At 57.1% G+C, this 20,761-nt stretch carries 22 protein-coding genes; 6 read left to right on the top strand and 16 right to left on the bottom strand.

Going from position 1 to position 20,761, the window contains the following annotated elements; genetic code table 11:
* Positions 1-9: 9 nt before the first annotated feature.
* Complete coding sequence (locus tag NQT62_RS14035; RefSeq protein WP_256765364.1) at positions 10-2,145, bottom strand: 3-hydroxyacyl-CoA dehydrogenase NAD-binding domain-containing protein; 2,136 nt, start codon at positions 2,143-2,145, stop codon at positions 10-12.
* A gap of 18 nt (positions 2,146-2,163) precedes the next feature.
* The gene (locus NQT62_RS14030) at positions 2,164-3,369 is read right to left on the bottom strand and encodes an acetyl-CoA C-acetyltransferase (RefSeq protein ID WP_256765363.1); all 1,206 of its coding nucleotides are present in this window, start codon (positions 3,367-3,369) and stop codon (positions 2,164-2,166) included.
* Between the two features lie 211 nt (positions 3,370-3,580).
* Between NQT62_RS14030 and NQT62_RS14025 the strand changes: the two genes are divergently transcribed.
* Positions 3,581-4,804, top strand: coding sequence for a voltage-gated chloride channel family protein (locus NQT62_RS14025; RefSeq protein ID WP_256765362.1), 1,224 nt, complete (start codon positions 3,581-3,583; stop codon positions 4,802-4,804).
* A gap of 22 nt (positions 4,805-4,826) precedes the next feature.
* Here the strand turns inward: NQT62_RS14025 and NQT62_RS14020 are convergent, their stop codons facing one another.
* Together NQT62_RS14020 and NQT62_RS14015 are read right to left on the bottom strand one after the other, a co-directional pair.
* Positions 4,827-5,255 (bottom strand): type II toxin-antitoxin system VapC family toxin, encoded by a 429-nt coding sequence (locus NQT62_RS14020; RefSeq protein ID WP_256765361.1) that lies wholly within the window; start codon positions 5,253-5,255, stop codon positions 4,827-4,829.
* Entirely contained in the window at positions 5,252-5,446 is a 195-nt protein-coding gene (locus NQT62_RS14015; protein WP_256765360.1) for a type II toxin-antitoxin system VapB family antitoxin, read from the bottom strand. The genes NQT62_RS14020 and NQT62_RS14015 overlap by 4 nt, the downstream gene beginning before the upstream one ends.
* 107 nt (positions 5,447-5,553) lie before the next feature.
* Between NQT62_RS14015 and NQT62_RS14010 the strand changes: the two genes are divergently transcribed.
* The gene (locus NQT62_RS14010; RefSeq protein WP_256765359.1) at positions 5,554-6,195 is read left to right on the top strand and encodes a TetR/AcrR family transcriptional regulator; all 642 of its coding nucleotides are present in this window, start codon (positions 5,554-5,556) and stop codon (positions 6,193-6,195) included.
* 96 nt (positions 6,196-6,291) lie between these two features.
* Positions 6,292-7,467, top strand: coding sequence for a hypothetical protein (locus NQT62_RS14005; protein WP_256765358.1), 1,176 nt, complete (start codon positions 6,292-6,294; stop codon positions 7,465-7,467).
* Here NQT62_RS14005 and NQT62_RS14000 read toward each other — a convergent pair.
* Positions 7,454-8,155: a DUF599 domain-containing protein gene (locus NQT62_RS14000; protein WP_256765357.1), complete on the bottom strand. Its 702-nt coding sequence runs from the start codon at positions 8,153-8,155 to the stop codon at positions 7,454-7,456. The two genes, NQT62_RS14005 and NQT62_RS14000, sit on opposite strands and share 14 nt — an antisense overlap.
* A 167-nt stretch (positions 8,156-8,322) precedes the next feature.
* Here NQT62_RS14000 and NQT62_RS13995 point away from each other — a divergent pair, with 167 nt between their 5' ends.
* From NQT62_RS13995 to NQT62_RS13985, 3 genes are all read left to right on the top strand, one after another.
* On the top strand, positions 8,323-8,772 hold the full coding sequence (locus NQT62_RS13995; protein WP_256765356.1) for an NlpC/P60 family protein: 450 nt from the start codon (positions 8,323-8,325) through the stop codon (positions 8,770-8,772).
* A 345-nt stretch (positions 8,773-9,117) separates the two neighbouring features.
* Positions 9,118-9,696, top strand: coding sequence for a hypothetical protein (locus tag NQT62_RS13990; RefSeq protein WP_256765355.1), 579 nt, complete (start codon positions 9,118-9,120; stop codon positions 9,694-9,696).
* A 12-nt stretch (positions 9,697-9,708) separates the two neighbouring features.
* Positions 9,709-10,314, top strand: a complete 606-nt coding sequence (locus NQT62_RS13985) for a hypothetical protein (protein WP_256765354.1) — start codon at positions 9,709-9,711, stop codon at positions 10,312-10,314.
* 72 nt (positions 10,315-10,386) lie between these two features.
* Here the strand turns inward: NQT62_RS13985 and flgL are convergent, their stop codons facing one another.
* From flgL to NQT62_RS13930, 11 genes are all read right to left on the bottom strand, one after another.
* Positions 10,387-11,337, bottom strand: coding sequence for a flagellar hook-associated protein FlgL (gene flgL / locus NQT62_RS13980; RefSeq protein ID WP_256765353.1), 951 nt, complete (start codon positions 11,335-11,337; stop codon positions 10,387-10,389).
* Between the two features lie 11 nt (positions 11,338-11,348).
* A complete protein-coding gene (gene flgK / locus NQT62_RS13975; protein ID WP_256765352.1) occupies positions 11,349-13,085 on the bottom strand; it encodes a flagellar hook-associated protein FlgK in 1,737 nt (578 codons plus the stop codon).
* 16 nt (positions 13,086-13,101) lie between these two features.
* Positions 13,102-13,452 carry a rod-binding protein gene (locus NQT62_RS13970; RefSeq protein ID WP_256765351.1) on the bottom strand — a complete coding sequence of 117 codons (351 nt, stop codon included), beginning with the start codon at positions 13,450-13,452 and terminating at the stop codon, positions 13,102-13,104.
* On the bottom strand, positions 13,452-14,576 hold the full coding sequence (locus NQT62_RS13965) for a flagellar basal body P-ring protein FlgI (RefSeq protein ID WP_256765350.1): 1,125 nt from the start codon (positions 14,574-14,576) through the stop codon (positions 13,452-13,454). The genes NQT62_RS13970 and NQT62_RS13965 overlap by 1 nt, the downstream gene beginning before the upstream one ends.
* A gap of 12 nt (positions 14,577-14,588) precedes the next feature.
* On the bottom strand, positions 14,589-15,329 hold the full coding sequence (locus NQT62_RS13960) for a flagellar basal body L-ring protein FlgH (RefSeq protein WP_256765349.1): 741 nt from the start codon (positions 15,327-15,329) through the stop codon (positions 14,589-14,591).
* Between the two features lie 18 nt (positions 15,330-15,347).
* Positions 15,348-16,130, bottom strand: coding sequence for a flagellar basal-body rod protein FlgG (flgG, locus tag NQT62_RS13955; RefSeq protein ID WP_256765348.1), 783 nt, complete (start codon positions 16,128-16,130; stop codon positions 15,348-15,350).
* 27 nt (positions 16,131-16,157) lie between these two features.
* Entirely contained in the window at positions 16,158-16,919 is a 762-nt protein-coding gene (locus tag NQT62_RS13950; protein WP_256765347.1) for a flagellar basal body rod protein FlgF, read from the bottom strand.
* A complete protein-coding gene (locus NQT62_RS13945; RefSeq protein WP_256765346.1) occupies positions 16,919-17,596 on the bottom strand; it encodes a flagellar hook assembly protein FlgD in 678 nt (225 codons plus the stop codon). Before NQT62_RS13945 ends, NQT62_RS13950 begins: the two co-directional genes overlap by 1 nt.
* An 83-nt stretch (positions 17,597-17,679) precedes the next feature.
* Complete coding sequence (gene flgC / locus NQT62_RS13940) at positions 17,680-18,105, bottom strand: flagellar basal body rod protein FlgC (RefSeq protein ID WP_256765345.1); 426 nt, start codon at positions 18,103-18,105, stop codon at positions 17,680-17,682.
* A gap of 37 nt (positions 18,106-18,142) precedes the next feature.
* Positions 18,143-18,559, bottom strand: coding sequence for a flagellar basal body rod protein FlgB (flgB, locus tag NQT62_RS13935; RefSeq protein ID WP_256765344.1), 417 nt, complete (start codon positions 18,557-18,559; stop codon positions 18,143-18,145).
* Positions 18,549-20,744: a hypothetical protein gene (locus tag NQT62_RS13930; RefSeq protein WP_256765343.1), complete on the bottom strand. Its 2,196-nt coding sequence runs from the start codon at positions 20,742-20,744 to the stop codon at positions 18,549-18,551. Before NQT62_RS13930 ends, flgB begins: the two co-directional genes overlap by 11 nt.
* Positions 20,745-20,761 lie beyond the last annotated feature (17 nt).

Genomic DNA, 20,761 nt, shown 5'->3' with positions numbered 1-20,761 from the left:
GCGAAGGGCTTAGTCCTGCAGGGTTTTGCCCTGCGCGGCCAGCTCGACCAACATGCTGGCCGGCTTGAAGCGCTCACCGTACTTGGCGGCCAGTTCTTCGCAACGGTTCACAAACTGCCGCAAACCTTTGGCATTGATGAACTGCAACATCCCGCCAGTGAACGGTGCAAATCCCAACCCGAAGATTGAACCGATGTTGCCGTCGGCCACGGTGCGCAGTACTTTTTCTTGTAAGCACTTGGCGGCTTCGTTGGCCTGGATGTACATCAAACGGTCCTGAATTTCCTGGCTGGACGGTTGCTCTTTCGCCAAAGGGAATTCATCGGCCAAACCAGGCCACAGGGTTTTGCCCGTGGCGGTGTAGTCGTAATAGCCCTTGCCGGCCTTCTTGCCAATGCGGCCATGCTTTTCTGCAATGGTGCGCATCACTTTCGAACCAGGGTGCTCGGGGAACTTCTGGCCTGCGGCTTCCATGTCTTTGCGGGTTTGGTTTTCAATCAGGATGGACAGCGACAAGCTCACCTCATCGTGAATGGCCAACGGTGGCATGGGCATGCCCGACTCCAACCCCGCCATTTCGATGCTGCGGGGGTGCACGCCTTCGGCCACCATGGCAGCACCTTCCATCAGGTAGGTACCAAACACACGGCTGGTGAAGAAGCCGCGACTGTCGTTCACCACAATCGGTGTTTTGCCGATTTGCTGAACATAGTCGAAGCCCTTGGCCAGGGTGTTGTCGTCGGTTTGCTTGCCGCAGATGATTTCAACCAATGGCATTTTGTCCACCGGGCTGAAGAAGTGCAGACCAATAAACTGGTTGGGGCGCTTGGAGGCTTCCGCCAAACCAGTGATGGGCAAGGTCGATGTGTTGGATGCAAACACCGCCGATGCTGGAATCACCGCTTCGGCTTTGGCTGTCACGTCGGCTTTCACACCGCGGTCTTCAAACACGGCTTCAATCACCAGGTCAGCACCTTCCAGCAAGCTGTAGTCGGTGGTGGGGGTGATGAGGGCGAGCAGCTTTTCTTTTTTCTCTGGGGTGCTCTTGCGCTTGGCAATCGCCTTGTCCAGCAGGTTGGTGGAATAGGCCTTGCCCTTCTCTGCAGACTCTTGTGTGGCGTCAATCAACACCACTTCAATGCCCACCTTGGCCGACACATACGCAATGCCGGCACCCATCATGCCTGCGCCCAACACACCGATTTTTTTCACGGTGTTTTTCGCAGGGCCTTGTGGTCGGCTTTGGCCTTTTTTGATGGCATTGAGCTGGTACCACAGGGTGTTCATCATGTTCTTGCTTTCCTGCGACAACACGCAAGCAGCGAAGAAACGGCTTTCGGTTTTCAGGCCGGTGTCGATGTCCGTCAAACCACCTTCAAACACGCAGCTCATGATGTGCTGAATGGCTGGGTAGTTGCCGTAGGCTTTTTGGTTGGCCATGGATGGACCAATCGCCCACACTTGCGCAATGGCGGGGTGCTTGGAATCACCACCAGGGAACTTGAAACCCTTTTGATCCCAGGGCTGTTGCACCTTGGGGTTGGCCACACACCAGGCGCGCGCCTTGGCGATCATGTCGTCGATGGTATCGGCGGTGTCATTGATGATGCCCTTCTTCACGGCCTGCTCAACGCGCAGCTCTGAACCCTGGGTCATCATTTCCAATGCACCCTGAATACCGATGATGCGGGGCAAACGCTGTGTACCGCCACCGCCTGGCAACAGGCCCAGTTTCACTTCGGGCAAACCAAACTTGGCTTTGGGGTTGTTCAGTGCAATGCGGTGGTTACAGGCCAACGCCAGTTCCAAACCGCCGCCCAGCGCGGTGCCGTTCAAGGCGCACACAATCGGCTTCTCGCATCTTTCCATGCGGCGCAGCAGGGTTTTAAACGCCTCGGCCAGTTCAAACGCCTCTTCCGCTTTGGTGATGGCATACACCTTGTCCAGGTCAGCACCTGCCAGAAATTCAGGCTTGCCCGATGTCAGCACCACGCCCTTCACGGCGGCGTCGGTTTCAATCTTGCTGAGCACCTCGGCGAAAGGGCCCATCAATTCTTCATTCAATACGTTCATGGAACGGCCGGGCATGTCCAGTGTGACCACTGCAATGCCGTCCTGGCCGAGTTCAAATTTCACTGCACTCATGTGTGTTCTCCTTCGGCCTTAAATGCGTTCGATGATGGTGGCAATGCCCATGCCGCCGCCCACGCACAGCGTGGCGCAGCCCAGGGTTTTGTCCTGCCGCTCCAGTTCATCGAGCAACGTGCCCAGAATGATGGCGCCGGTGGCACCCAGTGGGTGGCCCATGGCAATCGAACCACCGTTGACGTTCACGCGGTCCAAGCTGACACCCAGGTTACGGGCAGTCTGCATGGGTACCACGGCAAACGCCTCGTTGATTTCCCACAGATCGATGTCGGAAGCCTTCAGACCCGCCTTGCGCAGCGCTTTCTGGCATGCGGGTGTTGGACCAGTCAGCATGATGGTGGGTTCAGAACCAATCACTGCGGCTGCACGAATGCGGGCTCGCGGCTTGAGCCCGGCGGCTTTGCCAGCCGACTCGGAGCCCACCAGCACCAGCGCAGCGCCGTCCACAATCCCGGAGCTGTTGCCGGCATGGTGCACGTGGTTGATGTTTTCAACGGTGGTGTATTTGCGCAGGGCTGTGGCATCAAAACCCATTTGGCCCATCATGGCAAACGACGGCTGCAAGGTGGCCAGGCTTTCCACGGTGGCATTGCCACGAATAAATTCATCATGGTCCAACATCACCATGCCATTGATGTCGCGCACGGCCACGCGGCTTTTGTTGAAACGGCCCTCGGCTTGGGCCTTGGCTGCGCGTCGCTGGCTTTCCACCGCGTACGCATCCACATCAGCACGGGAAAAACCTTCCAGTGTTGCGATCAGGTCGGCCGAAATACCCTGGGGCACAAAGCCCAGTTTGTTGTTGATGCGAGGGTCCATGAACCAGGCACCCCCGTCACTGCCCATGGCCCAACGGCTCATGCTTTCAACGCCGCCAGCCACCACCAGGTCTTCCATGCCACTGCCCACTTTGGCAGCTGCCAGGTTCACCGATTCCAGGCCCGATGCGCAAAAGCGGCTCTGGGTAACACCCGCCACGGTTTCGGCCCAGCCGGCGTCCAGCACCGCAGTGCGGGCCACATCGGCACCCTGCTCGCCCACGGGGGTTACACAACCCAGCACCACGTCGTCCACCAGGCTGGTGTCCAGCTGGTTGCGGTCGCGCAGGGCGGTCAGCAAATTGTTCAACAACCACACGGGCGTTGCCCCGTGCAGGCTTCCGTCTTTCTTTCCCTTTCCTCGGGGTGTTCGTACTGCATCGAAAATCAGTGCAGATGGCATGCTTTGACTCCTGTTGGATTGCATTTCGGTAATCGCCATTACCGATTTGGAAGTGAGTTCTTCACAGTCCAGAATGTCGATGTGCAAACGCACAATCAACCCACCAAGTTACTTTAGAGTATCGACTCTAGGAATTTGGTAATATGCATTACCCATTTTGAAGACCAACCCCCAGCGGGTTGCCCCGAGACTTCGGTATACACTGGCGCCTATGCCAATCCACCCACGACTGTCCGACCACCTGGAACGCACCGCCAATACGGCCCGCTGGATCGCCCTGGCGAGCCTCGTGGCCGTGCTGGCAGGCTCTGCGTCTGCATGGTTTCTGATCGCACTGGATTGGGTTGGCCAGACCCGGACCACCCACCCCCAACTGGTGCTGGGGCTGCCGTTGGCTGGCCTGGTGGTGGGCTGGGTGTATTTGCGGTTTGGACAGCAGGTGGAGGCTGGCAACAACCTGCTGATCGATGAGATCCACGACCCCAAAAAAACCATTCCGCTGCGCATGGCTCCACTGGTGCTGGGGGGCACACTGATTTCACACCTGTTTGGCGCCTCAGTGGGCCGCGAGGGCACGGCCGTGCAAATGGGTGGGGCACTGGCCGACCAACTCACGCACCTGTTTCGCCTGAAACCCGAAGACCGCCGAATTTTGCTCATGAGTGGCGTGAGTGCGGGCTTTGCCTCCGTGTTTGGCACGCCCGTGGCAGGCGCCATTTGGGGACTGGAAGTGCTCACCACCGGCAAGTTGAAGTACGACGCCCTGCTGCCCTGCACGGTGGCCGCTGTGGTCGCCCACGAGGTTTGCCTGCTGTGGGGCGTGGAGCACACCCATTATGTGGTGGCCAGCATTCCGGCCATCAGCCTGTGGGGCTTGTGCGCGGTGGCGCTGGCCGGTGCTGCATTTGGGTTGGGCGGCAAACTGTTTGCCGAAACCACCCATGCATTGGCAGGCTTCATGAAACAGCGCGTTGCCTACGCGCCACTGCGGCCATTCCTGGGTGGCTGTCTGCTGGCTGCGTTGTTCTGGAGCTTCCCGCTGGACCGCTATCAGGGCTTGGGCATTCCGGTCATTCTGGAAAGTTTCGAACACCCGCTGGCCATCACCGACTTCATCGGCAAGCTGTCGCTGACCGTGCTCTCGCTGGGCAGTGGCTTCAAAGGCGGTGAAGTAACGCCACTGTTTTTCCTCGGCGCCACCCTGGGCAACGCATTGGCCCCGTTGCTGCACATGCCGTTTGCGCTCATGGCTGGTGTTGGCTTCGTGGCGCTGTTTGCCGGGGCATCCAACACCCCGATTGCCTGCACCATCATGGCGATGGAACTGTTTGGCAGCGGCATGGGCGTGTATGCAGGCCTGGCCTGCGTCATGAGCTATCTGTTTTCAGGCCACAGCAGCATCTACAAGGCCCAGCGGCGCGGGTTACCCAAGTGAGCATGGCCTGCTGGCTGCGGGTTCAGGTGTCCGAGCCGGCAGCACCATAATCGGCTTGGGTATCGTGCATGAAAAAGCGGTCCTGAATGGGTGCATGCACACCGAGGTTCTTGCACACGCGCAACAATTGCCAATCCCGGGTCCACAGGGTGGCACCCGGGCTTAGCAACACCGATGCCAGCAAATGCACATCCACATAGCTCAATCCCTGGCCATGCAGCCCGCGCAGGGTGATTAGGCGCCACACTTCCTCGGGCGAGGCCTGCACCACGGACTCCAGGTCACTGAGCAGTTTGAGGACCTCATCGCGCTGAAGAAGGTTGGTTAAGGCCAACTCGCCCAAGACACAGGGGTGCATCAACACACACCCCTCGTTGAGCAAGCGGACCAACTGCGGCTCACGGTGAATAAGGTGCCCCACCCACACCGAGGTATCCACCAACACCTTCATGGCTGCATCTGCCGGCGGGGTACCGCTTGAAGGCCGGGCTGCGTGCCCCCCAGCAGGGCCAGGCGACGGGCGCTCTCACGTTGAATGAGTGCACGAAGTGCCTCGCGCAGCAACTCGGTACGCTCGGTGGTGCCGGTGAGTTCCTCGGCTTTGCTCAACAACGTGTCGTCCAGGTTTACGGTGGTTCTCACAATGGGGTCCAGTGCATCAAAAAGTTCATCACCTGATGCTAGGTGCAGCAACACCCGTTGATCAACGCGCGGCTCCGTTCTGCCTCACACGGGTTACACTTCTGGCCATGAACCATTCCACGCCAGAGACCATGTCCACACGCGACGACGGCGCGACCGCCCATCCATCAACCATGCGAAAAGCCACGCTGGAGCGGATTGAAAAATCGGTTCTGGAGTTGTTTACATCGGCTGATTTCAACTCGGTGGCATTGATTGACGTGGCGCGCATGGCCAATGTGTCGCTACAAACCATTTACAAATATTTCGGCAGCAAAGAACAACTGGTGGCCTACGTGCTGGACAGCGCGTTAAGCCGCCTGGCCGACCGAATGATTGATCACCTGGAAGGCATTGAGGACATCCGAGAGCGATTGCGAAAAACCTTGTGGGTGATGCTGGATTATTTTGACCGACACCCCAAGGTGATCGTGATGATGACACAGTCGATTCCGGCGCACCGCTACCGGGACCTGCCTGTGTATGAAAGCCCCCAGCTGATGGCGGCTTTTCTGGGGCTGCTCAAGGATGGACAGCACCGCGGGGTGCTGAACAACCAGGTGTCCAGCAAAGTACTGCTGGATGTGTTCATGGGCATTTTTGGCCGTGTGGTGCAAATGCATTTTTTGCGGCGGGAACCCAACCCGCTGCTGGAACAGTTCGAGAGCCTGTTTGCCATGGTGTGGGGGGCATTGAAAAACCCGGCTTGAGAATGGAACCGCTGGCTTTCAAATCACCACCCAAATGGATGATGTGTTTAACAATATTCGACCAGATCGTCCATTTCAAACGCTGCGGGTGTATGCATGTCTTCCCTTCCCCACATTGGCCACACCCCCCTGCCAAAAGCCAGGGGGCCAGTCAACAACCCACCGCCGACCGTGGCACCGGGGCCTCACCCAACACTGCAAACCCACCTGGCGGCCATGGTGGACTATGCAGATCGACACTTGCCCATGGGAAAAGCCCGATCCGACTGCCTGGAAGCGCTCCGTCGGTATGGGCAACGGCATGCGCGCCGGGGTGGTGAACACCCGCCATCGCCCATTGAAGCCACTGCACAGAATGCCTTGGGCGAATTTGTTGAGGCACTGGGCAATCCAGACCTGGGCCAGCACCACAAAACCAGCGCGCTGCTCAACTTGGCACAGGGGCTGGGCGTTTGCAAGGAAGGGGAATGCCTGAACATCCTGGAAAGCACACGAATGCTCAAAGGCAGCGCGGCCGGTTTGAAGATGCGGTGGCAGCAAGCTGTTCATCAACTGCTTGAGCAACAGCTGCTTGCTTTGGTTCGACATGAAGGCAGCATTCACCGAAGCGCCAGCCTTGCCAAACAACTCGAAATTCACGATGTTCAAACCCTGAAAAACCACCTGGCGGCTGAATGGGGGCTTCCTGTTCACCAAGACCGACATGCCTCTGCGGCGTTCTGCCAACAGGCCGGCAACATGGCGCGTGCATTGCTCCAACGCACTGTCACGCCACAGGCGGTGGCGCGTTGCCTGAGTGAACAGTTGGTGGCCATCTTGACCACCGCGCTGGGCAGTGAGCTGCACACAGGCATCCCCAGCAGCGCCCTGAAAGGCGACACGGTACAACGTCTGCTGCAAACCGAATTTGGAGATGATGTGGACCTGCACGCCCTGCTGGAATTCAATGACGACTACAGCACCGTGCGGTTGAAACCCGATGCGCAAATCGAAGCACACCTTCTGGAACTGGGCAAACAACAAGAACTGCTGGCCAGCCTGCCTGGGCAAGACGGCACACAGCCGCCGGTCGCACTGACGTTTGACGAGGCCCTGCAGCACGTCGAACATTTGCGGGGGGAATGGCCCACCGCAGCACAGCGGTATTCAGCGGCGCTTTACAGCCTGGGCAAGCATTGGGGTCTGCCCCCGCTTGTGGCGGCCACAGCCGACCCAGCGGACGACCCCATGAAGCGGCACCACCGTGACCGTGCCCGGCTTACTTGGACATGATTTTCAGGGCTTCAGAGTAAAAGTCCCGGTGAACCAGAATCAGCACCACCAAGCTGCTGAATGCAATCAACATCACTGGGTTGATCATCCAGGTCACGGAGGCAATGCCAAAATAATAACTGCGCAAGCCGCGGTTGAAATCATCGCCCGCCAGGCTGTTGATTCGCGCCATGCGCTCCACATGCGCATCAATGTCGGGATCGTCCTTGGCATTTTCCGGTGTTGCGCCCACCAGGATGGTGAGCAAGTTGAACTGCCGCAAGCTCCAGGTGAATTTGAAGTAAGCCACCACAAACACGGTCAACACCAACAGCACCTTGATTTCCATCAACCCACGCGGCACGTCGCGACTAAAGGGCAAATCGGATGCGATGTTGACCAGTTGATCCAGCGTACCCAGCAACGCAAACAAACCCGCAATGATGTAGATGGTGGTGTTGGCGTAAAAGGTCACGCTGTTGACCAGGTTGCCAATGAGGGCTGTATCACCGACCCGGTTGGTCCGTTTGATCAACTCTGCAGCCCAGGCCTGGCGATATTCGTGCGTGGTGCGGCTTAAGCCTTTTCGACCAAACCGTTTGGAGCCCTCCAGCAGGTAACCGTAACCACGAAAACACACGAGAAAAAACACCAAAGAAAACCAATCCAGTGGCGTTAGAAGTGAAAGTGATGCATGAACTGTTGGCATGAATGAAGCATGGGTTGGTGATGAAAAGATTGTGACACAGGTGGAAAAGTTACGAATTGTTGATCCCGATATGGCGTGTTAAGTTTTGCTCCATCACGTGCAGTTTGGGGTGATCAACCGACGGGAGAAGAGCAGAAATGCCAAGACAGGTGGGGTTGAGAAAATGGGTGCACGCATGGAGCTGCGCTGCGCTGCTGCTGGTGACCTACGGGCTGTTGCCGAGCAAAGCCATGGCCAATGATGGCAATCCAAACGTGGAAGAAGCCATCCTTGAGCATTACGACGAATGGCGCGGCACACGGCACAAATTGGGCGGAACCAGCCATGCCGGTGTGGACTGCTCCAGTTTCATCCAGAAGCTGTACGAGAAACATTTCGGGATAGAGCTGCCCCGAAGTTCGCGCGAGCAAATGCAACTGGGCACCACGGTCGACAAATCAAATCTGCGCACTGGTGACCTGCTGTTTTTCCGCACGGGCCCCACCCTGAAGCATGTGGCGGTGTACATCGGCAACAACCGCTTTTTGCATGTGTCCACTCGACGCGGTGTCATGCTGAGCGACCTGGATGAAAGCTATTGGCGCAAGCGGTTCCTCAAAGCCCAGCGGCTCATGTGATGAGCCGCAAATTTCTTAAAACATACCATCGGTGATTTACCGACACCCCTTAAATCCCCCATCTTTTAGGGGGCTTGAGATTTGTTCATTCTGACAACAACTTACAAAGCCGTAAGCGGCGAAACGGTCTTTCACCATTCGAAACCGGTCGATGTCAAAACCACCATTTTTAACAATGTGTCTACATTTGACACAATTTGACACTTCAAACATTAGAAAGCGTCGCAAAATAAATCACTAAATGCCTGTAATAGTGCGGATTTTAAGTTTTGAGCAGGTGCTCTATTCTTGATTTGTACAGGTTGCCAATCGACCTGAAACATATTCCAAGAAGAGCGTGTGCCCATGAGCATCACTTCCACAAGTTGCAGAGAAAGCCAACGGGTGTATGAGCTGAACGCAGCCTACATCCAACTGATCCAACATTTGCAATGGAATAAGCAGGTCGACGAACTGGCCGAAACGTTGCACATGGATGCAGACCTGCTGGCTGGCCTTGCACAAGCCGATGAGCCCGGCATACAGGACTTGCTCAACGGCCGCACCACCACCTTGTTTTCACTGGAAGTGTCAGCCACTGAATTGACAGATCTGCTGGCCGAACAGGCCGAGCGCAAGGTGTCGGTGCTGGGCAGTTTGTTCACAGCCAATTCACTGATGCTGGAGGTGGCCGCCACCCCATCCCGCGCATTCATCAAGTGGGTGCTGCAGGAAATCCAAAGCTGGTCGACCTTTAGCACCACCACAAACTACCGGTTCAATTGTTCGCAGTCGGTGGTGGAACAAATTGCACGACTCGACGCCGCCAGTGTGCTCAAGCTGGCCAAATCAGCAGCCACATGCACAAAGCCACGTTTCACAGCGGCACATTTGCAAGTGCTGGGCAAAACAGGCCTGGTGCCTGTTGGCTTGTTGTTTGATTGAAGGAAACGACCCATGCAGGAATTCGCCAGCGTTGCCAATCACTTCTTCTGCCAAAAGGTAACCGACCAGTGGATTATTGATCGGCTGTTCAGCCACGATTTGCGCCAGGTGGAAGTACGTCAGGCTGTTCACACATTCTTGAACGGGCGGGACAACAAAGAAATTCAGCAGTACATCAACAAGTTCAAGAACCCGAACCGAAAAGGTTCTGGCGGTACATACTGCCAAAACCCGATGCGGAACAACCGGGACTTGGCGTTGATTTACACTGTGCTGTGTAAACAGATCGTCAAACTGGAAGCCTGCTATCGGCAGCAAATTCAACCGGAGAGCCCACTGGCGCAACACCAGCGCCTCATGCTGATGGCAACCCTGCGAGTGTGGGACAGCTTCAAGAATCAAGACCTGGTCACCAAGAAAAAAATTCGCCTCATTGATTTGGTCGCTGTCATGAGTTACTACCTGCACAACGACTGGCAACTGGCGCAGTGCAACTACTGCAACAGCATTGGTAGCCGGATGGATGGTATTCAGACTCCTTGCACGGTTTGCGCTGTTCGGCAGGAAAAGAAAGCGAGCCTTCGCTTGGCACAGGCCCGGGAGTCGGTGCGCATTTAATGACTTTGGGAATGAGCAAGCATGAGAACTTGCAGGGAATGATTGACGGGCTCACAGTGTGAGCCCGTTTTTTTATGCAATGAAATTAAAGAGCGACAGCTTGGCGATGTTGGAATAGGACAACTGAAAAGCCTGCGCCTGCGACTGCCCTTGCACCAATTTGGAAATGGCATCAGCCACATCGGTGTCGACAGCGTCTTTTTTCATTTGGGCGTAGGTGGACTGGTCTGATGAATTGATGGCCTCATTCGCATCCAATGTGGCCAGTCGAATCCCAACCGCGGTTCGGGAATTCTGAACCTTGTCGAATACCGCATCCAGCTGGCTGGCCACTGGGGCCAATTGCGCGGCACTGGCGTTGTTGTTCAACAAGTTGATGGCGTCGTCCAGCAGCGAAAACACATTGACCTCGGGTGTGGCAGTCAGCGCATCGGCGTCTGACAACACCACGGCCTCGCGGGCGGTCAGGCCCAAATTGACAAAAATGCCGTTGCCCACTTCCACGGTTAAACCAGCACTGCCCGCACTGGCAGCCACCTCACCCTGGTACACCGGAAAGGTCGGGCCTGGGCTTTGAACTGCAAACGTTTGCTGATCCTCGGACTTTCCTGAAAACAAATACCGGCCTGATAGGTCCTTCTGATTGAAGGTTTGCAGCAGATCGTCACGCAGGGATTGCACGGTGATGGCGATGGTTTTTTTATCGGCCGCGCTCAAGGTGCCGTTGGCCGCTTGAATCATGCGCTCTTTGACATCCACCAGGTTGTCTGAAGCGCGGGAGAGCCCGGTTTCGATTTGCTCGAGCTGTGTGCGTGCAAACACAATGTTGCGGTTGTATTGAGCTGCGCGGTCGATGCCCCGCTGCGCCTGAATGCCCTGGAACAGTCGGGTTGGGTCGTCCGATGGACGGTCCACCGACACCCCGGAGGCAATTTGCTGCTGTAGTTCAACCAACTGGGCTTGCACATCGGTCAGCTTGCCCACATTGCATTGGAAATATTGAAGTGACGATACACGCATCATGGCTCCAGTGCTTAGCGGACAGCGGTCAGAAGGTCGTCGAACAGCTCTTTGGACAAGCTGATGATTTTGGCGTTGGCACTGTAGGCCTGCTGATACTGAATCAGCTTGGCAGCCTCTTCATCCAGGTTGACGCCAGACTGTGCAGATTGCTCGGCATTCAGGGATTCCAACACCCCCAGGCTGGTCTTGGCGGAGTTGTCAGCCACGCGCACATCGTTGCCCACGGTGGTGAGCAGGCGGCTGAATGTGTCGCGCACGGAAATGCCGCTGCTGCCTGCACGCTGGAACAGGGTGGCCTGGTCGAGCACGCGGGTCATTTTCAACACCTGCGTGTTGTCGCCCACCGAGGCACCGGGTGCACGGGTGGCCACCTGGTCGGTGCCCAGGTTTTCCAGTCGGAGATTCAGTGCAGCCTTGGCTGTCAGCTTCACCTGAAAACTGTCGCCCGGCACAAATGCGCCGCCCGAGATCGAGAATGTGAATGCATCGGGCACTTGGTAGTTGCCGCCCCCCAGGTCAGTGGCAACCTGACCGGCCGACTTGGACCCCAAGGGGCGATAGCGCACCTCGGGTGTGCCCGCATTGTTCAAGACGAACACCTCGTACTCGTTGGACTGCAACGTGCTGGTGTTGACTGTGCCCACCGCCAGGCGTGTGTTGGCATCGCTGTTGAATGCATTGGCCACCACCCGCGAAAAGCCATTGTCCAGGGGGTCGCTGGTGTTTTTCGCAAACGAGAGCAGCGGCTTGCCGGGCACATTGGCAGCGGGCGGGCCTGGATCATCCACCAGCTCAACGCCACCGGCCTGGATGGCATTGACCTGATCATGAATGCTCAATGCCATCAAACCCAGGGTGTTTTGATACTGATTGATCGCCGTATCCCGAAACTCCAGCAAAGCAGACAGTTCGCCACGGCCGAGGTTTTTGTTGGCAAAGCGAATGGGGGCGCCACCGGTTTCAGGGTCGCGCGCAATCACGGTGGTTTCGGGGTCGCTGGCATCAGACAGGGCCAGCAATGAATATGCTTTGTCGAATGTAACCAGCGGTTGACCCTGGCGCATCAGGATATTCAATTCCCCACGCTCGCCTTCAATCACCTGAACATCGACTTTCTCGGACAGTTGCAAAATCAAATCCTCCCGCTGATCCAGCAGGTTCAGCGGAACCCCTTTCCCGTCACCCGTCAGGTATGACTTCGCAATCGACTTGTTGAGGTCTGCAATATTGCCGGTGAGATCGTTGATCTGGTTGACCGTGAATTGAATCTGTTCGGTGTTGTCTCGCCGGACGGCATCAAACCGGCCACTGACGCTGTTGAACTGCTCGACCAGAAACTGTGTGCTGGACAGGAACTGTTGACGGGAGGGATTGTCCGCAGGTCGCAGGCTTAGGTCCTGCGCGGCATTGGTGAATGCCGTCATGGCATCGGCCAAGGCGTTGTTGCCATCGGCAAAAATTTCATCCACACGCGACAACTGACCTTTCAACGTCGATGCATATTGTGACTCGGAACCTGTTTTCAAAATCTGGTTGTACAGGAACTGGTTGGTCACCCGGTCAACCCCAGTGCTTTGCACACCCTGACCCACATAACCGCCCAGCAAGAACTGACTCAGGCCTGAAGCCTGTTTCAAGACTTGCCGCTTGTAGGCCGGGTTGTTGGCGTTGGCCACGTTGCTGGACGTCACCGAGAGCGCATCCCGCGACGTGAGCAAACCTGACAAACCCACCGATAATATGCTCATGCGCTGTGTTCCAGTGTTATTGCGAATCAGGTGGATCTACGGTTTTCGGGGCACTGAACTGTAGAATCATCTGCTCGATTTGCTGCGCAAACCCCAGGCCCTTGCCCGCCAAACTGTGGGCAATTTGCTGATTGAACATGCCCTGGTAACTCTTCATCGCATCGGACGAGAACAAGCCGTCTTCAGTGCCCTCGCCGGCTTTGGCGGCTTTCAGCAACTCCGACAACAACAGCGCTTCAAATTCCTGTGCGGCTGCCTTGGCGGCCTGGCGCTGCTGATCGGGCGTTCCGGTGCTCAGGCGCTTGAGTTGTGACAGGCCCTGTGAATCCCAGTACGCTGTGTTGTTGCCCACATCACCGCTGGCCATCAAATCACCTCAATTTCCGCGCGAATGCTGCCGGAACGTTCAATGGCCTGGAGGATGGAAATCAGGTCATCCACGGTGGCGTTCATTTTGTTCAAACTCGTCACCAAATCATTGAGGTTATCCGCCGCTTCCAGCTTCATGACCTGGCCACCTGTGCGCGTGATGTTGATGTCGGTTCGGTTTGCAACAATGGTTTGACCATTGCTGAAGGGGCCTGGCTGGCTGATGAGCGGTGTCTGGGTAATTTCAACCGTGAGGCTGCCATGGGCCACCACCACTGGCGACAGTTTCACCGATTGGTTCATGGCCACTGCGCCTGTCTTTGAATCGACCACCACGCGGGCAGCAGGGCCAGTCGGTTCAATGGGCATGGCCTGAATGGACGCAATAAAAGCCACCCGCTCATTGGGTCGAATCGGTGCCTTGATGGAGATGGTTCGGGCGTCCATCGGTTGGGCGGTGTATTCACCAAACTTGGCGTTGATGTTCTCGGAAATGCTGTAGGCATCGCCAAAGTCGCTGCGCAACAATTCCAGCCGAATGACTTTGGGGTCATCGCCGTTGTTGTCCACCGCTTGCTCAACAATGGCGCCATTGGGAATACGGCCATTGCTGAGCTGATTGATTTTTTTCAAATTGCCGTTGGCCTCAGCGCCAGCCCCGCCCACCACCACCTGCCCTTGTGCCAGGGCGTACACATTGCCATCCACGCCCTTCAACGGTGTAATCAACAACGTGCCACCGCGGATGGAGCGAGCATTGCCGATGCTGGAGACCGTGACATCAATGGTTTGCCCAGGTGCCATGAATGGGGGCAGGATGGCGGTGACCATGACACTGGCCACGTTGCGGGTTTCCAGCCGAACGCCGTCGGGCAATGCAATGCCTTGGCGAGCCAGCATGGTTGCGGTGCTTTGAGAGGTGAAGGGCGTTTGCGTGGTTCGGTCACCCGTGCCATCCAAACCCACCACCAGGCCGTATCCGAAAATCTGGTTGGGACGAACGCCAGCGATGCTGGTGAGGTCTTTGATGCGCACGCGCTGTTGCTGGGCCTGAACCCCTTGCACCAAGAGCGAGAGGGCGGCGACGGTCAAACACAGCAAACGGTTGCGCAGGGTCATCATGACAGGGGTCCACTAAAACGGTAAAACACTGAGAAACACGCGGGACAAAAAGCCCATCATCTGCACATCGTCGATGGTGCCGGAGCCCACCACTTCAATGCGTGCATCGGCCACATTGGTCGATACCACGCGGCTGCCAGGCTTCAAGGTGAAGGGGTCAACCACGCCATAAAACCGAAGGGTTTCAACCTGACGATTCACGCCCAATTGTTTTTCACCCGCCACGCGCAGGTAACCATTGGGCAACACCTCAATGACTCGGGTGGTGATGGTGCCATTCAATGCGTTGGTGGCCGAGGTGCGGCCATCGCCGGAAAAATCCTTGCTGCCCGATGCACTGCCGTTCAGACCGTTAAAGCCCCCAATGCTGGGCACGTTCACGCTGGCTGAATCGCTGCGTTTGGCCGAGGTTGTTTTGGCCTGGAGGGCGGAGGTGCTTTCCTGAACATCGATCACCACCACATCGCCAACGTATTTGGCTTTGTTGTCTTCATACAAAGACCGGTAGCCTGAACTGGAATAGATGGCGCCCGATTTGGGTGGAATGCGCATGCCGGCCATGTCTTCAAACAAGGCCTGCTGGCGGGCTTTTTCGGCCTGCCAGTCTTTGGGGTCGGCTCGCCCCTGCGCACCCATGGTGCTAACCCCGGCCTCGGGCGGAAAATCCACACGCGGTTCAAATCCAGCACACGCGGTGAGCAGCAGCAACAGCCACGGTGAACAGTGCCAGGGTTTGCGTAACAGCGCGTGCATGGTCGGTGCTCCGGCGGCTTACAGTTGGCCCAGGCGTTGCAGCATCTGGTCCGATGCGGTCACAGCCTTGGAATTGATTTCGTAAGCACGTTGCGTGGAAATCAAGCCCACCAACTCTTCGACCACATTGACGTTGGAAGTTTCGACATACAACTGTTGCAAGCGGCCTGCACCATTGACACCGGGCTCCAGTTCCTGAGGTTCACCAGAGGCTTCTGTTTGCAAATACAGGTTACCGCCGATGGAATTCAAACCAGCCGGATTGATGAAGGTGGCCAGGTTGAGGCGGCCCAATTCCTGAAGTTGAACCTGGCCGGCCAGGCGAGCCGACACCTGCCCATCGGCCGCGATGGTGATTTGCTCGGTTTCCGGCGGCACTGTGATGGGGCCTGACACGGGAAAACCAGCGGTGGTCACCAACACCCCTTCTGCATTGAGCTGAAAGCTGCCGTCGCGAGTGTAGGCGATGGTGCCATCGGGTTGCTCCACCTGGAAAAAACCGGCGCCATTGATGGCCACATCCAGCGGGTTGCCCGTTTGTTGCAAATTGCCTTGACTGAAATTTCGCACAGCAGCCACGGTGCGAACACCGGTGCCCACCTGCAGCCCGGTGGGAGCCTTGGTTTGGTCGGTGGTGGGTGCACCCGGCTCACGCAGGTTCTGGTACAGCAAGTCCTCAAACACCGCGCGGGACCGTTTGAAGCCGTTGGTGGAGGTGTTGGCCAGGTTGTTGGAAATCACATCCAGCTGGGTTTGCTGGGCCTCCAGGCCGGTTTTGGCAATGTACAGGGATCGAAGCATGGCAAGTCCTCGCCGGGTTGATTCGCTTTAGTTGAACTGCAAAAGGCTGTCGGCCTTTTGATCGCTTTCCTTGGTCATGCTGACGGTTTTCATGCTGACGTCGAATGTGCGCTGGGCTGCAATCATTTCAACAATGGCCTCCGCCGGATTGACGTTGCTGCCTTCCAGATAACCAGCCCTCAGGCGCACGTTTTGAGCCTGCTCAGGCGCCACTGCACCGGCCTTGGGCTGAAAGTAACCGTCGGGCGCGCGTTCCAGTGTATTGGCTTCCGGATTGACCAATCGCAGTTGACCAATGTCCTGCAAAGCCACATTGTTGCCGTTGCCATTGCGAACAGACACCAGGCCGGTGTCGCTGATTTGCACCCGTGCACCTTCTGGAATTTCCAGCGCGCCGCCCTCGCCCAACACGGGCAGACCATCGGTGTTTACCAAGACGCCTGCATTGTTCACCACCAGGGAGCCGGCACGGGTATAGCCTTCTGCACCATTGGCCCGCTGCACCACCAGCCAGCCTGGTGTGCTGACTGCAATGTCCAAGTCCCGTCCGGTTTGTTGCATCACACCCGGTCGGGCGTCGTAACCTGTCACTGTTTCTGTGGCGAAGGTGCGGGTGTCCAGCCGCGCTTCACCACTGGGCGTGAGGGCGACCAGCGGCGTGCTGCGCAAGGCCACCACCTGGGCCCGAAAGCCACTGGTGTTCACGTTGGCCAAATTGTTGGCGATGTTTTCCTGCCGTGACATGGCCGCTGCGGCTGCATTGGCTGCCAAAAATCCCACTTTGTCCATCAGAACACCTTCACAATGTCACTCATCTTGATCGAGCCGCCGCGGGCGGTGCCAATGGAAAATCCGGATGCGCCGTTGTTGTCAACGCTTTGAATGACGTCATAGCTGTAGGTGGACAGGGCGGTCATGCTGTCACCGCTCACACCCTGCACATCGAAGGTGTAGTTGCCGGCGGGCAGTTTGGTCCCATTGTCGTCTTTGCCATCCCAGGTGAATTCACCCATGCCCCGGGCGGTTCTGCCCAAGTCGAGGTTGCGCACCACTTGGCCGGCGCCATTTTTGATGCTGACCACGGTACGGTCATACGCGCCATCCGCCCGGAACTGGCCCGCTGTGGGCTGGTCTGAATAGGTCAGGCGATTGCCTTGCACCAACACCAGTTTGTCCACCAGGGCCACCGCTTGCGAGAACTGGCCCGCAGCGATGATTTCACCGAGACCTTCCATGGTTTTGTTCAAATTCTGAATGCCCGACACGGTGTTGAGCTGGGCCATCTGGCTGGTGACTTGCGCATTGTCCATGGGTGCCAGTGGGTCTTGGTTGCGCAACTGGGCCACCAACAATTCCAGAAAGCGGGTCTGGATGGCTTCAACATCTTCGGGTTTGCCCAACAAGCCGGCCGTGTTGTTGGCCTTCTGTGCCGAGCGTGCTGCGGTGGAATCAACGGATGCAACCATGTCCAACTCCTGTGTGGGTTGATACCATCATGGCAAATCGGGCGCAGGGGATGAGAAATGAAATCGGTGATTTCAAACCGATTTCAGTTGTTCCCCAGGTTGAGGGTCTTGATCATGAGGTTCTTGGTGGTGTTCATCACTTCGGCATTGGTTTGGTATGAACGCGATGCCTCCACCATGTCCACCATTTCCTGGGCTGGGTTGATGTCGGGCATGTACACATAACCTTGGGCATCGGCCAACTGGTGCTGTGGGTTGTAGATTTTTTTCGGATCAATCTTGTCGTTCAGCACTTCCTTGGCGCGCACCTGCACCGCGGCGTTGGCTTTGTTCATGCCGCGTTTTTTCTCCAGCACCGCTTCAAACACCACGCGCTTGGCTTTGTAAGTGTCGTCCTGTGTGGCTGATACGGTGCCAGCGTTGGCCATGTTACTGGCAGTGGCGTTCAAGCGCTGGCTTTGTGCGCGCATGGCCGATGCGGCCACTTTGAAAGAATCAAACAAAGACATGGTTCACCTCACTGTGTTCAAACAGCTGTCGATTGGATCAATTGCCCGTGATGGCACTGCGCATGGTTCGAACAAGGCCAGACAAAGACTGGCTTGCCGCCTCGTACTTCACGGTGTTTTCTGAAAACGCGGCGCGCTCAATGTCCATGTCCACCGTGTTGTTGTCCAGGGACTTCTTTTCCACTTCACGGAATTTCAGCAGCAAGTCGCTGCCATTGACGCCCTTGCCTTTTTTAACCAGGTGCGCGGGGTGTGTGGCGGCGGTGTTGATGGTGGAACCGGATTTCCCCCCTGTTTTGGCTTGGCGCAGGGCTTGAGAAAAATCAAAGTCCACCGACTTGTAATTGGGTGTGTCGGCGTTGGCCATGTTGCCCGCAATCACCTCCTGCCGCGTGGCGCGCAGTTTCAGCGCATCGGCATACGTGCCCATGGCTTCGCGAATTTTATCGACCATGAAGAGCCTCCACATTGGCCAGTTTGATTTGACTCAGTTCAATCAGGTGGGCAATGTCGTCCCGCCACACGCCCACGTTTTGCAGTGTGCTTTTCAATCCGGCGAATGATTCCACCAATTGAACTTCCTGGTGTGCAGACAGATAGGCACCGTCGGCCGGTGTGGCCTTGGTGTGCCGGTCCCACGCCACGCGATAGGAACCCAGGTTGTGACTGGGGTTGGGGTTGTGCTTCAGGGCTTCATCGCTGAGCACTTGTTCATAAGCCTTGAGCGAACCGAGTGAGCGGTCCATGGCCAGTTGGTCGGCCTTGCTGGCAAATTGCTGTGGGGCGTCGAAATAATCGCCACAGCGCATCAACACATCCAGCAGGGCCAGCGTGCCCAGCAAGCCCTCGTGGTGCCGCGGCCCTTGCGCAAACACCGCCAAGAAATGCAGCAGCAACAGGTCCATGGGCTGCTCTTCCAGAATGACATCATTCCAGCCCACCACATGCCCCTGCCCCAAGGCCTGCCACAGCGGAATGCTGGCACCCCAGGTTCCACCGGGGCGCACCGGGCACTGCAAAAACTCATAAAACGATGCAGCAGGCAAAAAGCCATGGCACTGGTAAAACCGCATGTTGAAGGCGGTGTTCTGACGCAAACCAGTGTCGCCACCTTCGTATTCCTTGATCAGCTCCTGCGACACAACACGGGCTTGCTTCAACAGTTTTTTGTGCATCATGGAATAACGACTCACCACTTCACCCACCCAGCTTTCAATCAATGTGGCGTGGGACAAATTCGTGGTGAAGACCCGTTCAAACCATGCTGAAAACGGCTCTTGCGCAATGTGCCGTTTGGTGAGCGGGTGAATGCGGCTCATGAAGAGTTCTGCATCTTCATGGGGTGCAACCAGTTGGCGTGGGCGAAACAGGTGAATGGCGGTGGCGCTGAGGTAACCCTGGCTTTCGGTGGGCTTGAACAGGGTGTGATTGCGATGGGCTGGCAAACCGGACTGCCCGAGAAACAACTCATGCTCCAAGGTTTCCTGGGTGTCGAGCCGAACAAAATCGGGTTGAATGACCAGGGACCGGTTGCGGCCCATTTGCCCCATCAGCTTCCAGGAATTGAGCATGGAACCCACGGTGACATTGCGGCCCAACAAGGGCAGCATTTTCAAGGCATCGCGGGTGCGGCGTGAAATTTCGGTGGGCTCAAAGCGCTTTTCCTGCTGGTACAACGGCGGAAATTCACGCTCCAGCGACTCCACCCAGTCTTCGAATTCCTGCTCATTGAACAGGGCCGAGCGGGTGTGACTCACCAGCTCGGTGCCGGCTTGCACCTGAAAGTCCAGCACCTGAGTACTGGGGTCAAACACCGAGGGCTTTAATTGGGTTTGCTGTTGCTTTTCGGCCAGCACGCGGGACCGAAATGCCTGCACCTGAAACTCATCGAGAAAGAATGTGGCCAGGTCAAGCTGCGCCCGCGATTGCAATTCCAGGTGAGCGGGTGTGGCCATGAATTGCGCCAAAGGCGCTTGGGCCACGTCGACTGCTTTTTTGCGCACGGGCGGCGCCTTGGGCACCACGGGGTCTGGCTGTGCTGGTGGCTTTGCAACCACCTCGGTTGCCTTGGGTTTTCGGGGCGCGCGCTTGGGTTTGCCTGCGGCAGCCAGTACATTGGCCTGGGTGCGGGCGCGCTGCTTGATGATTTCCAGGGCGTGCAAGTCAGCAGCCAAGCCACGCAGCGGCTGCGGCGCGGGGTTGACTGGCACCGTGGTGGCCGGTAATTGTCCCAGCTTCAATTCCACAATCGGCTTGATTTGCTTTTTACTCTCCACCTCGGAATCCAGGTCTTCCCAGGTGTCGGGCAGCTCGCCAGGCTTGCGTTCAAGACCATAGGGCTTGAGCGAGATGCTGGTGGATGCTGCATGGCTGGACAGTTTTTTTTCGATTTGCGCAATGAACTCCGCGCGGTTGACCATGCTGCGGGCGCGGTTGCCGATGCTCACACTGCTGGCCTCGCTGGCGGCTTCGGTGCTTTGCCCCAGCGCAAACGGATTGGGCAACTCCGGTGGCATGGGGGCCTGCATCAGGGGGTCTGCATCGCCAGGCGCAGCCAAGCCCATGCCCTGGTCAGCCTGCTGCTGACGGGCCGTTAGCATCTTCGACAAGCGCTTGGACAATAGCTCCCGACTTCCCATGTGCCCTTCCTTCACCC

Origin of the sequence: Limnobacter humi, from assembly GCF_024518835.1 — a bacterium.
Taxonomy (GTDB): Bacteria; Pseudomonadota; Gammaproteobacteria; order Burkholderiales; family Burkholderiaceae_B; genus Limnobacter; species Limnobacter humi.
Note: the sequence above shows the minus strand (reverse complement) of the source record. Positions and strands in the feature narration are given on the sequence as shown.

Bases quoted from the DNA above. Each gene is read 5' to 3' on its own strand.
- NQT62_RS14035 (WP_256765364.1), bottom strand. From the start codon at position 2,145: ATGAGTGCAGTGAAATTTGAACTCGGCCAGGACGGCATTGCAGTGGTC.
- NQT62_RS14030 (WP_256765363.1), bottom strand. From the start codon at position 3,369: ATGCCATCTGCACTGATTTTCGATGCAGTACGAACACCCCGAGGAAAG.
- NQT62_RS14025 (WP_256765362.1), top strand. From the start codon at position 3,581: ATGCCAATCCACCCACGACTGTCCGACCACCTGGAACGCACCGCCAAT.
- NQT62_RS14020 (WP_256765361.1), bottom strand. From the start codon at position 5,255: ATGAAGGTGTTGGTGGATACCTCGGTGTGGGTGGGGCACCTTATTCAC.
- NQT62_RS14010 (WP_256765359.1), top strand. From the start codon at position 5,554: ATGAACCATTCCACGCCAGAGACCATGTCCACACGCGACGACGGCGCG.
- NQT62_RS14005 (WP_256765358.1), top strand. From the start codon at position 6,292: ATGTCTTCCCTTCCCCACATTGGCCACACCCCCCTGCCAAAAGCCAGG.
- NQT62_RS14000 (WP_256765357.1), bottom strand. From the start codon at position 8,155: ATGCCAACAGTTCATGCATCACTTTCACTTCTAACGCCACTGGATTGG.
- NQT62_RS13990 (WP_256765355.1), top strand. From the start codon at position 9,118: ATGAGCATCACTTCCACAAGTTGCAGAGAAAGCCAACGGGTGTATGAG.
- NQT62_RS13985 (WP_256765354.1), top strand. From the start codon at position 9,709: ATGCAGGAATTCGCCAGCGTTGCCAATCACTTCTTCTGCCAAAAGGTA.
- flgL (WP_256765353.1), bottom strand. From the start codon at position 11,337: ATGATGCGTGTATCGTCACTTCAATATTTCCAATGCAATGTGGGCAAG.
- flgK (WP_256765352.1), bottom strand. From the start codon at position 13,085: ATGAGCATATTATCGGTGGGTTTGTCAGGTTTGCTCACGTCGCGGGAT.
- NQT62_RS13970 (WP_256765351.1), bottom strand. From the start codon at position 13,452: ATGGCCAGCGGTGATGTGGGCAACAACACAGCGTACTGGGATTCACAG.
- NQT62_RS13965 (WP_256765350.1), bottom strand. From the start codon at position 14,576: ATGATGACCCTGCGCAACCGTTTGCTGTGTTTGACCGTCGCCGCCCTC.
- NQT62_RS13960 (WP_256765349.1), bottom strand. From the start codon at position 15,329: ATGCACGCGCTGTTACGCAAACCCTGGCACTGTTCACCGTGGCTGTTG.
- flgG (WP_256765348.1), bottom strand. From the start codon at position 16,130: ATGCTTCGATCCCTGTACATTGCCAAAACCGGCCTGGAGGCCCAGCAA.
- NQT62_RS13950 (WP_256765347.1), bottom strand. From the start codon at position 16,919: ATGGACAAAGTGGGATTTTTGGCAGCCAATGCAGCCGCAGCGGCCATG.
- NQT62_RS13945 (WP_256765346.1), bottom strand. From the start codon at position 17,596: ATGGTTGCATCCGTTGATTCCACCGCAGCACGCTCGGCACAGAAGGCC.
- flgC (WP_256765345.1), bottom strand. From the start codon at position 18,105: ATGTCTTTGTTTGATTCTTTCAAAGTGGCCGCATCGGCCATGCGCGCA.
- flgB (WP_256765344.1), bottom strand. From the start codon at position 18,559: ATGGTCGATAAAATTCGCGAAGCCATGGGCACGTATGCCGATGCGCTG.
- NQT62_RS13930 (WP_256765343.1), bottom strand. From the start codon at position 20,744: ATGGGAAGTCGGGAGCTATTGTCCAAGCGCTTGTCGAAGATGCTAACG.